The sequence below is a fragment of the Thauera butanivorans genome (assembly GCF_048398245.1).
In the GTDB taxonomy this organism is placed as follows: Bacteria; Pseudomonadota; Gammaproteobacteria; order Burkholderiales; family Rhodocyclaceae; genus Thauera; species Thauera butanivorans.
Genome location: NZ_CP183038.1, coordinates 1,671,163 through 1,684,717, shown reverse-complemented (window position 1 = coordinate 1,684,717; position 13,555 = coordinate 1,671,163). Strand labels below are relative to the sequence as shown.

Annotated in this window: 15 protein-coding genes and 1 tRNA gene; 1 reads left to right on the top strand and 15 read right to left on the bottom strand. The window is 63.8% G+C overall.

The window, feature by feature from the left end; translation table 11 throughout:
- Positions 1-4 precede the first annotated feature (4 nt).
- The 8 genes from nuoE to tpiA all read right to left on the bottom strand — a co-directional run bounded on the left by nuoE (position 5) and on the right by tpiA (position 4,658).
- Complete coding sequence (gene nuoE, locus ACNQFN_RS08125) at positions 5-484, bottom strand: NADH-quinone oxidoreductase subunit NuoE (RefSeq protein ID WP_004333791.1); 480 nt, start codon at positions 482-484, stop codon at positions 5-7.
- Between the two features lie 77 nt (positions 485-561).
- Positions 562-1,815 (bottom strand): NADH-quinone oxidoreductase subunit D, encoded by a 1,254-nt coding sequence (locus tag ACNQFN_RS08120; protein ID WP_418648496.1) that lies wholly within the window; start codon positions 1,813-1,815, stop codon positions 562-564.
- Positions 1,808-2,413, bottom strand: a complete 606-nt coding sequence (locus tag ACNQFN_RS08115; protein WP_418648495.1) for an NADH-quinone oxidoreductase subunit C — start codon at positions 2,411-2,413, stop codon at positions 1,808-1,810. Before ACNQFN_RS08115 ends, ACNQFN_RS08120 begins: the two co-directional genes overlap by 8 nt.
- A gap of 14 nt (positions 2,414-2,427) precedes the next feature.
- On the bottom strand, positions 2,428-2,904 hold the full coding sequence (locus ACNQFN_RS08110) for a NuoB/complex I 20 kDa subunit family protein (protein ID WP_068634794.1): 477 nt from the start codon (positions 2,902-2,904) through the stop codon (positions 2,428-2,430).
- Between the two features lie 3 nt (positions 2,905-2,907).
- Complete coding sequence (gene ndhC, locus ACNQFN_RS08105; RefSeq protein WP_068634795.1) at positions 2,908-3,282, bottom strand: NADH-quinone oxidoreductase subunit A; 375 nt, start codon at positions 3,280-3,282, stop codon at positions 2,908-2,910.
- Between the two features lie 101 nt (positions 3,283-3,383).
- Positions 3,384-3,468, bottom strand: a tRNA-Leu gene (locus tag ACNQFN_RS08100).
- Positions 3,469-3,533: 65 nt separating this feature from the next.
- On the bottom strand, positions 3,534-3,893 hold the full coding sequence (gene secG, locus ACNQFN_RS08095; RefSeq protein ID WP_068634796.1) for a preprotein translocase subunit SecG: 360 nt from the start codon (positions 3,891-3,893) through the stop codon (positions 3,534-3,536).
- Between the two features lie 30 nt (positions 3,894-3,923).
- On the bottom strand, positions 3,924-4,658 hold the full coding sequence (tpiA, locus tag ACNQFN_RS08090; RefSeq protein ID WP_418648494.1) for a triose-phosphate isomerase: 735 nt from the start codon (positions 4,656-4,658) through the stop codon (positions 3,924-3,926).
- Between the two features lie 272 nt (positions 4,659-4,930).
- Here tpiA and ACNQFN_RS08085 point away from each other — a divergent pair, with 272 nt between their 5' ends.
- Positions 4,931-5,176 carry a DUF2789 domain-containing protein gene (locus ACNQFN_RS08085; protein ID WP_068634798.1) on the top strand — a complete coding sequence of 82 codons (246 nt, stop codon included), beginning with the start codon at positions 4,931-4,933 and terminating at the stop codon, positions 5,174-5,176.
- Between the two features lie 216 nt (positions 5,177-5,392).
- On the opposite strand, the gene pstB is transcribed toward ACNQFN_RS08085, so the two are convergent.
- The 7 genes from pstB to ftsH form a co-directional block, all read right to left on the bottom strand.
- On the bottom strand, positions 5,393-6,157 hold the full coding sequence (gene pstB, locus ACNQFN_RS08080) for a phosphate ABC transporter ATP-binding protein PstB (RefSeq protein WP_418648493.1): 765 nt from the start codon (positions 6,155-6,157) through the stop codon (positions 5,393-5,395).
- Between the two features lie 67 nt (positions 6,158-6,224).
- On the bottom strand, positions 6,225-7,067 hold the full coding sequence (gene pstA / locus ACNQFN_RS08075; RefSeq protein ID WP_418648492.1) for a phosphate ABC transporter permease PstA: 843 nt from the start codon (positions 7,065-7,067) through the stop codon (positions 6,225-6,227).
- Between the two features lie 13 nt (positions 7,068-7,080).
- Positions 7,081-8,043: a phosphate ABC transporter permease PstC gene (pstC, locus tag ACNQFN_RS08070; RefSeq protein ID WP_418648491.1), complete on the bottom strand. Its 963-nt coding sequence runs from the start codon at positions 8,041-8,043 to the stop codon at positions 7,081-7,083.
- Positions 8,044-8,157: 114 nt separating this feature from the next.
- Positions 8,158-9,198 carry a phosphate ABC transporter substrate-binding protein PstS gene (pstS, locus tag ACNQFN_RS08065; protein ID WP_418648899.1) on the bottom strand — a complete coding sequence of 347 codons (1,041 nt, stop codon included), beginning with the start codon at positions 9,196-9,198 and terminating at the stop codon, positions 8,158-8,160.
- 141 nt (positions 9,199-9,339) lie between these two features.
- Complete coding sequence (glmM, locus tag ACNQFN_RS08060) at positions 9,340-10,692, bottom strand: phosphoglucosamine mutase (RefSeq protein WP_418648898.1); 1,353 nt, start codon at positions 10,690-10,692, stop codon at positions 9,340-9,342.
- Positions 10,693-10,748: 56 nt separating this feature from the next.
- Positions 10,749-11,579 (bottom strand): dihydropteroate synthase, encoded by an 831-nt coding sequence (gene folP, locus ACNQFN_RS08055; protein ID WP_418648490.1) that lies wholly within the window; start codon positions 11,577-11,579, stop codon positions 10,749-10,751.
- A 67-nt stretch (positions 11,580-11,646) separates the two neighbouring features.
- Positions 11,647-13,539 (bottom strand): ATP-dependent zinc metalloprotease FtsH, encoded by a 1,893-nt coding sequence (gene ftsH / locus ACNQFN_RS08050; protein ID WP_418648489.1) that lies wholly within the window; start codon positions 13,537-13,539, stop codon positions 11,647-11,649.
- Between the last annotated feature and the right edge of the window lie 16 nt (positions 13,540-13,555).

Here is a 13,555-nt window from a genome sequence, read left to right as displayed (position 1 = left end):
GTGCTCATTTCTTGTCCAGGTCCGCCAGCATCTGGTCGATCTTTTCCGTGGTCATCCAGCTGCACATCTGGTGGTTGTTCACCAGCAGTACAGGCGCATCGCCACAGGCACCCATGCACTCGCCTTCCTTCAGCGTAAACTTGCCGTCGGGCGTGGTCTCGTTGAAATCGATTCCCAGCTTCTGCTTGACGTACTCGGCGGCATGGACACCGCCGGACAAGGCACAGGGCAGGTTCGTGCACACGGTGATCTTGTGGCGCCCCACCGGCTCGAGATCGTACATGTTGTAGAAGCTGGCCACCTCGTAGGCCGCGATCGGCGGCATCTCGAGATAGCGGGCGACGAACTCGATGAGTTCCTTCGGCAGCCACCCTTTCTCGACCTGCGCGATGCGCAGCGCTGCCATCACGGCAGACTGCTTCTGGTCTGGTGGATACTTGGCGATCTCTCGATCGATCTGTTGCAAGGATTCCTGGCTCAGCATTTCGTTTTGATCTTCCGGATAGCCTGCCGACTCTTGTTAGCCGATGTCACGCCCATGGCGCGGGAAGCGGTCCGACCTCAGCGGTCGATCTCGCCGAACACGACATCCATCGTACCGATGATGGCGACGACGTCCGCGATCATGTGCCCGCGGGCGATGTCGTCCATCGCGGCGAGGTGCGCGAAGCCCGGCGCCCGCAGCTTGAGGCGGTACGGCTTGTTCGCGCCGTCCGAGACCGCATACACGCCGAACTCGCCCTTCGGGTGCTCGACCGCGGCATAGACCTCGCCCTTGGGCACATGAATGCCCTCGGTGAAAAGCTTGAAGTGGTGGATCAGCTCTTCCATGTTGGACTTCATGTCCTCGCGCGAAGGCGGCGCCACCTTGTGGTTGTCCGTGATGACCGGACCGGGATTCTTGCGCAGCCAGTCCACGCACTGCTTGACGATGCGATTCGACTGGCGCATTTCCTCCATGCGGCACAGATAGCGATCGTAGCAGTCGCCGTTCTTGCCGATGGGCACGTCGAAATCCATGCGGTCATAGACTTCATAGGGCTGCTTCTTGCGCAGATCCCATGCGATGCCGGAACCGCGCAGCATCGGACCGGTGAAACCCCAGGCGAGCGCCTGCTCCGGCGAGACCACGCCGATGCCCACGGTACGCTGCTTCCAGATCCGGTTGTCGGTCAGCAGAGTTTCGTACTCGTCGCAATAAGCCGGGAAGCGGTTGGTGAAATCCTCGATGAAATCGAGCATCGAGCCATCGCGCGCGGCGTTGAGCTCGCGCACCGTCTTCTCGTTGCGGAACTTGTTGACCTCGTACTTCGGCATCCGGTCGGGCAGGTCGCGATAGACGCCGCCGGGCCGGTAGTACGCCGCATGCATCCGCGCGCCCGAGACCGCCTCATAGACGTCCATCAAGTCTTCGCGTTCACGGAAGGTGTAGAGCACCATCGTCATCGCGCCGATGTCGAGCGCATGGGTGCCGATGTTGAGCAGGTGGTTCAGGATGCGCGTGATCTCGTCGAACATCACGCGGATGTACTGCGCCCGCTCCGGCACCTCGACGCCGAGCAGGCGTTCGATGGCCATACAGTAGGCGTGCTCGTTGCACATCATCGACACGTAGTCGAGGCGGTCCATGTACGGCACCGACTGGACCCAGGTGCGCGTTTCGGCAAGCTTCTCGGTACCGCGGTGCAGCAGGCCGATGTGCGGATCGGCGCGCTCGACGACTTCGCCGTCGAGTTCGAGCACCAGGCGCAGCACGCCGTGGGCCGACGGGTGCTGCGGACCGAAGTTGATCGTGTAGTTGCGGATTTCAGCCATGGCCGACGTCCCCGTAGTTCTCTTCGCGCACGATGCGCGGCGTGTTCTCGCGCGGCTCGATGGTGACCGGCTGATAGACGACCCTGCCCTGCTCCGGGTCGTAGCGCATTTCGACGTAACCCGAAATCGGGAAGTCCTTGCGGAACGGATGTCCGACGAAGCCGTAGTCGGTCAGGATGCGACGCAGATCGGGGTGGCCGGCATACATGATGCCGTACAGGTCGAAGGACTCGCGCTCGAACCAGTTGGCGCTCGGCCAGACATCCACGACGGAGTCCAGCACCGGAAAGGCATCGTCGTCGGCAAACACCCGCAGACGCAGGCGCCAGTTGTGGCGAACGGAGGTCAGATGCGCGGCCGAAGCGAAGCGCTTGCCCTCCCAGCGCGCATTGCCGTAGGTGGAATAGTCGAGACCCGAGATGTCGATCAGTTGCTCGAAATGCAGGTCTTCGTGGTCGCGGAGCGTTCGGGCGACGTTCGGATAATCGGCGGCAGCGACTTCGATCGTCACTTCCCCACAGTCGACAACCAGGGACTGCAGCGTTTCACCGAATACGTCGCGCAGCTTCTGGCTCAGGCGTTCAAGCTTGGCACTCATGTCTGGGGCACCTGTCAACGCGCGATCGTGTTCGTGCGCTTGATCTTGTTCTGAAGCTGGAGAATGCCGTAGAGCAAGGCCTCGGCCGTGGGCGGACAGCCCGGCACATAGACATCGACCGGCACGATGCGGTCGCAGCCACGCACGACCGAATAGGAATAGTGGTAGTACCCGCCGCCATTGGCACAGGACCCCATCGAAATGACCCAGCGCGGCTCGGCCATCTGGTCGTACACCTTGCGCAGCGCCGGCGCCATCTTGTTGCACAAGGTACCGGCCACGATCATAAGATCGGACTGGCGGGGACTGGGCCGGAATACCACGCCGAAACGGTCCAGGTCATACCGGGCACAGCCGGCATGAATCATCTCGACCGCACAGCAGGCCAGACCGAAAGTCATCGGCCACAGCGAGCCGGTGCGCGTCCAGTTGATGACCGCGTCGAGCGAAGTCGTGACGAAACCTTCGCGGAAGACACCCTCAATGCTCATGCCTTACTCCCAGTCGAGCGCACCGTTCTTCCACTCGACGATGTATCCGATAACCAGAATCGCAAGAAAGACCATCACCGAACCGAACACGAACCAGGCGTGCTCGCCCGCAGCGATGAACTCCTGGAAAACCGTCGCCCACGGAAACAGGAAGGCGATTTCCAGATCGAACAGAATGAAGAGAATGGCGATCAGATAGTAGCGAACGTCGAACTTCATGCGGGCGTCCTCGAACGCCTCGAAGCCGCATTCGTACGGGGAGAGCTTTTCACTGTCGGGACGATAGGGAGCAACGATCCGCCCGAGAAGCACAGGGGCAACACCGAAACCCAGTCCCACGAGCATGAACATCAGAACAGGAAAGTAATTTTCCAGCATGCTCAAAACCCCCTAGCAAATTCGACAGCAGGAGCGCTGTCATTATTGTTTTGGCTGCTCTGCATGGGAACGCCCGCAATAGCGGGCGCTCTCCGTAATCATGGTGCCGACGATGAGACTCGAACTCATACGGCTTTCGCCACTACCCCCTCAAGATAGCGTGTCTACCAATTTCACCACGTCGGCGCTTTGTTTCAAAGCCAAGCGATTATACGATTTTTTACGCGGCGAGCAAACAGCCGGATGCGTATTTATTTGGGGATGGCCTGCGCGGCGGAGTCGTCGGCCGGCACCGGCGGCACCGCGGGGACGGCATCCTGCGACGGCGACACCTGCACGCCTTCCATGATGCTCGACGGCGCTGCCGGCTTGTCGTTGGCGAGGTAGCTCAGCCCCAGACTGGTCAGGAAGAAGGCCGTCGCCAGCACTGCCGTCGTGCGGCTGAGGAAGTTCGCCGAGCCGGACGAACCGAACAGGCTGCCCGACGAACCACTGCCGAACGCGGCCCCCATGTCGGCCCCCTTCCCATGCTGCATCAGAACCAGGCCGATCACGCCGAGGCCGACCAGCACATGGACGGTCAGCACGAGAGAGAAAAGATAGTCACCCATCACAAACCCTAAAAGAACTTCGTTGAAAACTCAGGCCCCTGCCGCCCGGCAGATGGCCATGAAATCATCGGCAACCAGCGACGCGCCGCCGATCAGCCCGCCATCCACGTTCGGCATCGCGAAAAGCTCTGCCGCATTGTCCGGCTTCACGCTACCGCCATACAGAATGCGGATGACGCCCGCATCGACGCCCTGCCCCGCCAGCCAGCCGCGCATCGCAGCATGGGCTTCTTCGGCCTGTTCCGCCGTGGCCGAACGCCCGCTGCCGATCGCCCAGACCGGCTCGTAAGCCAGCACCAGCCGGCTCAACCCTTCCTGGCCGAGCAAATCGGCCACCGCAGCAAGCTGGCGCGTGATGACGGCCGTCACTTCACCTGCCTCGCGCTCGTCCAGCGTCTCGCCCACACAGACGATCGGCACCAGCCCCGCCGACAAGGCCGACGAGGCCTTGCGGGCGACGGTCAGATCATCCTCGCCGAACAGCGCCCGCCGCTCGGAATGGCCCACGATCACGTAACGGCAACCGAAGTCCGTGAGCATCGCCGCGCTGACTTCGCCCGTGTAGGCGCCTGCGGCAAATTCGCTGACGTCCTGCGCCCCCAGTTCGAAGCCCGACGGACGACGCTGCAACTGGGCAAGATAGGGATAGGGCACACACAGCGCGACATCGACCCCAGGCACCGGCTGAAGCGCCGCAAGCAGCGCTTCGTTGGCAGCGAGGCTGCCGTTCATCTTCCAGTTGCCTGCGACGAGTTTCTTGATCATGGTACCGCCGTTCTGACGCAGAAAGCTAAACCGCAGGATTATAGGACCCAGGCGACCAGCCGGCAAATCCGCGCGAATGGCCTGCCCTGCGGCACACTTCGCCCGCGCCGTGGCGGCACACCGGCGCGTGTGTCGACGCTATGCTTGGAATCACGCCCACCCGCCGATGCCTGGTGGCGTGCGGCGTAGCGAATGCCGGACCGCGCCGGACACGAACCAAACCGTGCCAGGTCTGCCGAACGAGAGCCACTCGCCACCGCAGGAGCACCGCCATGGAAAAGCCAGTGCACGTCTTGAAGGATCTTTTCGCCCAGCTCGGGCTGCCGGACTCGACCGCCGAGATCGAAGCCTTCATTGCCGCTCATGCGCCGCTTGCCGACGAAGTGAAGCTGCCCGACGCGCCGTTCTGGACCACGGGCCAGGCAGCATTTCTCCAAGAGCAGCTTGCGAACGATGCCGATTGGGCCGAACTCGTCGACCAGCTCAACGCGGCGCTGCGCAGGAACGATTCCGCATAGGCTGCGGCCGGCAGCATATGCCGGCCACATCCGGGCGCAGAAAAAGGCCCCCACGCCCCACCGCTGCGCGGATCGCAGGAGGGCCAGCTTTACACCGCTGGCCCGTTCCGCCGACACGGAGCAGTGCTCCGCGAAACCCTGCTCACCCCCCGAGGGGCGCTTTTGCCTCGGGGCGGCCGGGCATTGAAAAAGGGCGGCCCGGCCGCCCTCGTCCGTTCAGCCGAAGCGGCCGGTGATGTAGTCCTCGGTTTCCTTCTTCTTCGGCTTCACGAACAATTCGTCGGTGACGCCGAACTCGACCATCTCGCCAAGGTACATGTAGGCGGTGTAGTCCGAGATCCGTGCCGCCTGCTGCATGTTGTGGGTGACGATGATGATGGTGAACTCGGCCTTCAGTTCGTCGACCAGTTCCTCGATGCGTGCGGTCGAGATCGGATCGAGCGCCGAAGTCGGTTCGTCGAGCAGGATGACTTCGGGCTTCACCGCGATGCCGCGGGCGATGCACAGGCGCTGCTGCTGCCCGCCCGACAGGCTCATGCCGCTCTGGTGGAGCTTGTCCTTGACCTCGTCCCACAGCGCCGCCTTGCGCAGCGCCCATTCCACGCGATCGTCCATGTCCTTCGCCGACAGCCTTTCATGCAGCTTCACGCCGAAGGCGATGTTGTCGTAGATCGACATCGGAAACGGCGTCGGCTTCTGGAAGACCATGCCGATCTTGGCCCGCAGCACGCTGACGTCGATGTCCGAACCCAGCAGGTTGCGGCCGTCGAGCAGCAACTGGCCGTCGGCGCGCTGTTCGGGATAGAGATCGTACATGCGGTTGATCGTGCGCAGCAGCGTCGATTTGCCGCAACCGGACGGGCCGATGAAGGCGGTGCATTTGTGCCGCGCCATCTTGAAGTTGATGTTCTTCAGCGCATGAAACTTGCCGTAGTAGAAGTTGAAGTCCTTGAACTCGATTTGTGCGTCGTTGATCTGCATATGTTCTTCTCCAGTCGCGGGCCGGCTGCCGGCCCCGGATTGCTGGCAACGGATCCTTGCTTGATCCTCAGTTGATCTTCTCGGCCCGCAGGAAGACGCGGGCAACGATGTTGATTACCAGGACACCCATGGTGATCAGGAAGACGCCCGCCCAGGCCAGATCCTGCCAGTTGGTGAAGGGACTCATGGCGAACTTGAAGATGGTCACCGGCAGGTTGGCCATCGGTTCGTTGAGGTTCAACGACCAGAACTGGTTGGACAGCGCGGTGAAGAGCAGCGGCGCCGTTTCACCCGCGATTCGCGCCACCGCCAGCAGCACGCCGGTCAGCACGCCGGCGCGGGCCGCCCGCAGCGTGACCTTGGAGATCACCACGCTCTTCGGCGCGCCCAATGCAAAAGCGGCTTCGCGCAAAGTGTTGGGGATCAGCTGCAGCATGTTCTCGGTCGTGCGCACGACGACCGGCAGCACAATCAGCGCCAGCGCGATCACCCCCGACCAGGCCGAGAACTTGCCCGTCTGCGCCACCACCACCGCATAGACGAACAGACCGATCACGATCGACGGCGCCGACAGCAGCAGGTCGTTGATGAAGCGGGTGGTCTTGCCCAGCCAGTGGTGCTGGCCATACTCGGCCAGGTACACGCCGGTCAGGATGCCGATCGGCGTTCCGAGCAGGGTCGCCAGCGTCACCAGGATCAGGCTGCCCATGATGGCATTGAGCAAGCCGCCGCTGTCCGCGCCCGGGGGCGGCGTCATCTCGGTGAACAGGGCGACCGACAGGCCGGACAGCCCCAGATCGAACACCGTCCACAATATCCACGCCAGCCAGAACAGGCCGAAGGCCATTGCCGACAGGGACAGGGTCAGGGCGACCTTGTTGGTGAGTTTGCGTCTTGCAAGCAGATTCATGTCGGTCACTCGCTCAGCTCTTGGCGCCTTCGCCCTTGGCGAGTCGCATCAGCAGCAGTTTGGAAACGATCAGCACGACCAGCGTGATCGCAAACAGGATCAGGCCGAGTTCCATCAGCGCAGCGGTATGCAGGCCCGGATCGGCTTCGGCGAACTCGTTCGCCAGCGCCGAGGTGATGCTGTTGCCGGGCTCGAACAGCGATGCGGAATTGAGGAAGTTGGTGTTGCCGATGACGAAGGTCACCGCCATCGTCTCGCCCAGCGCACGGCCGAGACCCAGCATCACGCCGCCGATCACGCCGGTCTTGGTGTAGGGCAGCACCACGCCCCACATCACTTCCCAGGTCGTGCAGCCGACGCCGTAGGCCGACTCCTTCAGCATCGGCGGCGTCACCTCGAACACGTCGCGCATGACCGAAGCGATGTAGGGGATGATCATGATCGCCAGGATGATGCCTGCACAGAGCAGGCCGATGCCCAGCGGCGCACCGGCAAAGAGCTTGCCGATGATCGGCACCTGTCCGATCGACGACTGCAGGCCGGGCTGAACGTACTGCGCGAAGATGGGGGCAAAGATCAGCAGGCCCCACATGCCATAGACGATGCTGGGAATGGCCGCGAGCAGCTCGATCGCGGTACCGAGCGGCCGGCGCAGCCAGGCAGGCGAAAGCTCGGTCAGGAACAGCGCGATGCCGAAGCTGACCGGCACTGCGATCAGCAAGGCGATCGCCGAGGTGACCAGCGTGCCGTAGATCGGAATCAGCGCACCGAAATCCTCCATCGGCGGATTCCAGGCATCGGAGAACAGGAAGCCGATGCCGAAGGTCTGGATGCTCGGCCAGGATGCATAGATGAGCGCGACGACGATGCCCGCCAGCAGGATCAGCGTCAGCCAGGCGAAGGATTTCGCCATGGCGCTGAACACCTTGTCGCCGACTCTTCTCGACGCCGAAGACTTGAACTCGGTCGTTCGCATTGAAACATCCGGAAGGGCGGCGGCCTGGGAGCCGCCTCCCGCAGTGACGGAAGCACCAAAGGCCCCATGGGCCTCCGGCTGTTGGCTACGTTGGGCCATGGGGTGAAGTCCCGCTTACTTGGCGTAAGGGATCGGTGCGCCGGCAGCGTCCTTCATCTCGCCCCAGGAGGCGCGAATCAGGTCGACGGTGGCCTTCGGCATCGGAATGTACTCGAGCTCGAGCGCCATGTCGCCGCCGTTGGCATAGGCCCAATCGAAGAATTTCAGCGCTTCGGCCGCCTGCGACGGCTTGTCCTGCACCTTGTGCATCAGGATGAAGGTCGCGCTGGTGATCGGCCAGGACTTGGGGCCAGGCTGGTTGGTCAGGATCTCGTAGAAGGCCGATTTGGACCAGTCAGCGCCTTCGGCTGCGGCAGCGAAGCTTTCGTTGCTCGGCTCGACGAACTGGCCGTCCTTGTTCTGCAGGATGGCATGCGCCAGCTTGTTCTGCTTCGCATAGGCGTACTCGACATAGCCGATCGAGCCCGGCAGGCGCTGCACGAAGGCCGACACGCCTTCGTTGCCCTTGCCGCCCAGGCCCACCGGCCACTGCACCGCAGTACCCTCGCCGATCGCGTCCTTCCACTCGGCGGAAACCTTCGACAGATAGTTGGTGAACACGAAGGTCGTGCCGGAGCCGTCGGCACGGCGCACCACGCCGATATCCTGATCCGGCAGGTTCAGGCCCGGATTCAGCGCAACCAGCGCCGGGTCGTTCCACTTGTTGATCTTGCCCTGGTAGATCTGGGCCAGGACTTCGCCGGTCAGCTTCATGTCGCCCGGCTTGATGCCCTGCAGGTTCACCACCGGCACGACCGCGCCGATCACCGTGGGAAACTGCTGCAGCCCGCCCTCGGCCAGCTTCTCCGGCGTCAACGGCATGTCGGAGGCACCGAAATCGACCGTCTTCGCGGTGATCTGGCGAATGCCGCCACCGGAGCCGATCGATTGATAATTCACACGGTTGCCCGAAGCCTTCTGGTAGGCGTCGGCCCACTTGGCGTAGATCGGCGCGGGAAAGGACGCGCCCGCCCCGGTGATGTCGGCCGCCTGCGCATTGAAGGCGAGCAGGATGGCGGAAGAAGCGGCAAGGGCAAACTTGGTGGAGAAACGCATCATCGTTACCTCGGGTTGAAAGCCAGGCCCCTAAGGTAACAACGCATTGTTACAGCCGCGTTTCATGTCATCGGACGGAAAAATCCGTCCGGCCATGGCAGCACAAGGCGGCGGTGCGGCATGCCCCGCACCGCTCCGCGATCAGGCGATCGCGTGCTGCACCACGTCGGCGATTTCGCGCGCCAGACGTTCGACGAGTTCGCCATCACGTCCTTCGACCATCACCCGCAGCAGCGGCTCGGTGCCGGACGGGCGCAGCAGCACGCGGCCGCTGTCGCCCAGGGTCGCTTCCGCCCTGGTCTGCGCTGCAGCGATGCCGCTATCGGCACGCCAGTCGAAGCCGGCGGGCAGCCGCACGTTGATGAGTTTCTGCGGGTAGAAGACGAGATCGGCACAAGCATCGGCGAGGCTCGTCCCCCGCTGCTTGAGCGCCGCCAGCACCTGCAGCGCCGACACGATGCCGTCGCCGGTGCTGTGGCGATCGAGGCAGATGATGTGGCCCGAATTCTCGCCACCCAGCTTCCAGCCGCGTTCGTGCAGCATCTCGAGCACGTAGCGATCACCCACCTTGGCACGGGCGAACGGCGCACCGAGCCGGCCGATCGCATGCTCGAAGCCCAGATTGCTCATCAAGGTGCCGACCACGCCGTCGAGCCTGCCTTCGGCGTGCCGGGCTGCAGCGACCACGTACAGCAGCTTGTCGCCGTCGTAGATCTCGCCGCGATGATCCACCATGATCAGGCGGTCGGCGTCGCCGTCGAGCGCAATCCCCAGGTCCGCCTTTTGTGCCAGCACTGCCTGGCACAGATGCTCGGGCCGGGTCGCGCCGACGCCGTCGTTGATGTTCAACCCGTTCGGCTCGACCCCGACCGGCAGGATCTCGGCGCCGAGCTCATGGAACACTTTCGGCGCAATCTGATAGGCCGCGCCATGGGCGCAGTCGATCGCGATCCGCATGCCGCGCAGATCCAGCTCGTTCGGGAAGGTGCTCTTGCAGAACTCGATGTAGCGCCCGGCAGCATCACCGATCCGGCGTGCCCTGCCCAGGCGGGCGGAATCCACCGAGCCCATCGGCTCGTCGAGATGGGCTTCGATTTCGGCTTCGAGCGCGTCGGGCAGCTTGGTTCCGCCGGCGGAGAAGAACTTGATTCCGTTGTCGTAGAACGGGTTGTGCGAAGCCGAGATCACCACGCCGGCCTGCAGCCGCAGGGCCCGGGTCAGGTAGGCGACGGCCGGCGTCGGAATCGGCCCCGCCAGCATGACGTCGACGCCTGCCGCGGCAAAGCCTGCTTCGAGCGCTGCTTCGAGCATGTAGCCGGAAATCCGCGTGTCCTTGCCGATGAGGACGGCCGGGCGCTCGCCGGCGGGCAGTCTCTCGCGCGCGACCAGCGTCACGCCGGCCGCATAGCCCAGCTTCATCACGAACTCGGGCGTGATCGGCGTCTCGCCGACCTTGCCCCGCACGCCATCGGTACCGAAATACTTGCGCCCCATCATCACTCCGGCTGATTCACAAAGCACGGATTATGACACCGGACGCAGGCGATCGCTCAGGACATGCCACGCACTGCCTGCCAGATCCTGATTGCATCGCAGGTCGGCCCCACATCGTGGACACGCACGATGTCCGCCCCGCGCTGCACGGCAATCAGGGCAGCGGCGACACTCGCCGGCATCCGCTCGGCGACGCCGCGGCCCGTCACCGCGCCCAGCATCGATTTGCGCGACAGGCCGGCCAGCACCGCAAAGCCATCCGCCCGAAAACACTCCAGCTCGCGCAGCAAGGCATAGTTGTGTTCGACCCGCTTGCCGAAACCGAAGCCCGGATCGAGCACGATCCGCTCGCTCGCGACGCCGGCCGCCTGCAGCGCCTGCACACGCTGGCCGAGGAAGCGCCGGACCTCCTCGACCACGTCGTCATAGCGGGGATCGTGCTGCATCGTGCGCGGCTCGCCCTGCATGTGCATGACGCACAGGCCCGCCCGGCTGCCGGCGACGGCCTCGATCGCCCCGGGTGCGCGAAACGCGTTGATGTCGTTGATCATGTCGGCGCCTGCTGCGAGCGCAGCCCGCATCACCGCCGGTTTCATCGTGTCGACGGACAGCGGGACGTTCCAGCCACGGGCCTGCTCGATGAAACGCAGCACGCGCTCCAACTCCTGCTCCTCCGGCACGGGCTCCGCCCCCGGGCGCGACGACTCCGCGCCGATGTCCAGCATGTCGGCGCCCTGTCCGAGCGCCTGCTCCGCGGATCTCAGGGCTGCGGACACATCCCCCTGAAGTCCATCGCCACTGAAGGAGTCGTCCGTCAGGTTGATGATCGCCATCACCCGCGGTCGGGAAAGGTCGAGGCGGAAACGCCCGCACTGAATGATCGACATGCTTGCTCACCAAAGAAAACGGGCCGGAAATCCGGCCCGTCGGGTTTCGAGGATCAGGCTGAGGCCATCAGGCCGCCGGCGCCGGCGCCGTCGGTGCCGCACCCGGCGCATCGTCGGTCGGGCGGCTTGGCGGCGGCGCCAGCGGCTTGGGCGGGCGCGGCGGACGGCCCGCCATGATGTCGTTCACCTGCTCGGCATCGATGGTTTCCCATTCCAGCAGCGCCTTGGTCATCGCCTCGACCTTGTCGCTGTTCTCCTCGAGCAGACGGCGCGCCAGCGTGTACTGCTGATCGATGATGCGGCGAATCTCGGCATCGACCTTCTGCATCGTGGCCTCGGACACATTGCGATGCGTCGTCACCTGGCGGCCAAGGAAGATTTCGCCCTCCTCCTCGCCATACACCATCGGCCCCAGGGTATCGGACATGCCCCATTGCGTGACCATGCGGCGAGCCAGATCGGTCGCCCGGGCAAAGTCGTTGGACGCGCCGGTCGTCATCTGCTTCATGAAGATTTCTTCGGCGATCCGGCCGCCGAAAAGCACGGCAATCGTCTGCAGCAGGCGCTCGCGATCCTGGCTGTAGCGATCCTCGGTCGGCAGTTGCATCGTCACGCCCAGCGCACGGCCGCGCGGGATGATCGTGACCTTGTGCACCGGATCGGTCTTGTCGAGCAGACGCGCCACCACCGCATGGCCGGATTCGTGGTAGGCGGTGTTGCGGCGCTCCTCTTCGGGCATGACCACCGAGCGGCGCTCGGCGCCCATCATGATCTTGTCCTTGGCACGCTCGAAGTCGTCCATGTCCACCAGGCGCTTGTTGGCGCGTGCCGCGAACAAGGCCGCCTCATTGACCAGGTTGGCCAGATCGGCGCCGGCAAAACCCGGCGTGCCGCGTGCCAGCACCTGCGCATCGACGTCGGGTGCGATCGGCACCTTGCGCATATGGACTTTCAGGATCTGCTCGCGGCCGCGGATGTCGGGCAGCGCCACGACGACCTGGCGGTCGAAGCGGCCAGGGCGCAGCAGCGCCGGGTCGAGCACGTCGGGGCGGTTGGTCGCGGCGATCACGATCACGCCGGTCTGGCCTTCGAAGCCGTCCATTTCGACCAGCAGCTGGTTCAGCGTCTGCTCGCGCTCGTCGTTGCCGCCACCCAGGCCGGCACCACGCTGGCGACCGACCGCGTCGATTTCGTCGATGAAGATGATGCAGGGCGCCTGCTTCTTGGCCTGCTCGAACATGTCGCGCACGCGCGCGGCACCGACGCCGACGAACATCTCGACGAAATCCGAACCCGAGATCGAGAAGAACGGCACCTTGGCCTCGCCCGCGATCGCCTTGGCGAGCAGGGTCTTGCCGGTACCCGGCGAGCCGACCATCAGCACGCCCTTGGGAATGCGGCCGCCGAGCTTCTGGAACTTGGACGGATCGCGCAGAAACTCGACCAGTTCGGCAACCTCTTCCTTGGCCTCGTCACAACCGGCAACGTCGGCAAAGGTGATGTTGTTGGCCGATTCGTCGAGCATGCGCGCCTTGCTCTTGCCGAACGAGAACGCGCCGCCCTTGCCGCCGCCCTGCATCTGGCGCATGAAGAATATCCACACGCCGATCAGCAGCAGCATCGGGAACCACGAGACGAACACGCTGGCGAGGAAGGACTGCTCCTCTTCCGGCTTGGATGCGTTGATCTGGACACCGTACTTCATCAGATCGGACACCATCCAGATGTCCTGCACGCCAGGCGTATAGACGGTGATCATCCGCCCTTCCTGGGTGGTCGCCTTCACCATGCGGCCGTCGATCGTCGCCTTGGTGATGCGCCCCGCCTTCGCCTCTTCCAGAAACTGGGAATACTCCATCGTATTCGGCATGGCCTGGCGGGTATTGAACTGGTTGAACACAGTCATCAGTACGACGCCTATGACCATCCAGATCGCGAGGTTTTTGAATAAATTGTTCAACGTTCCGTTCCTCAAA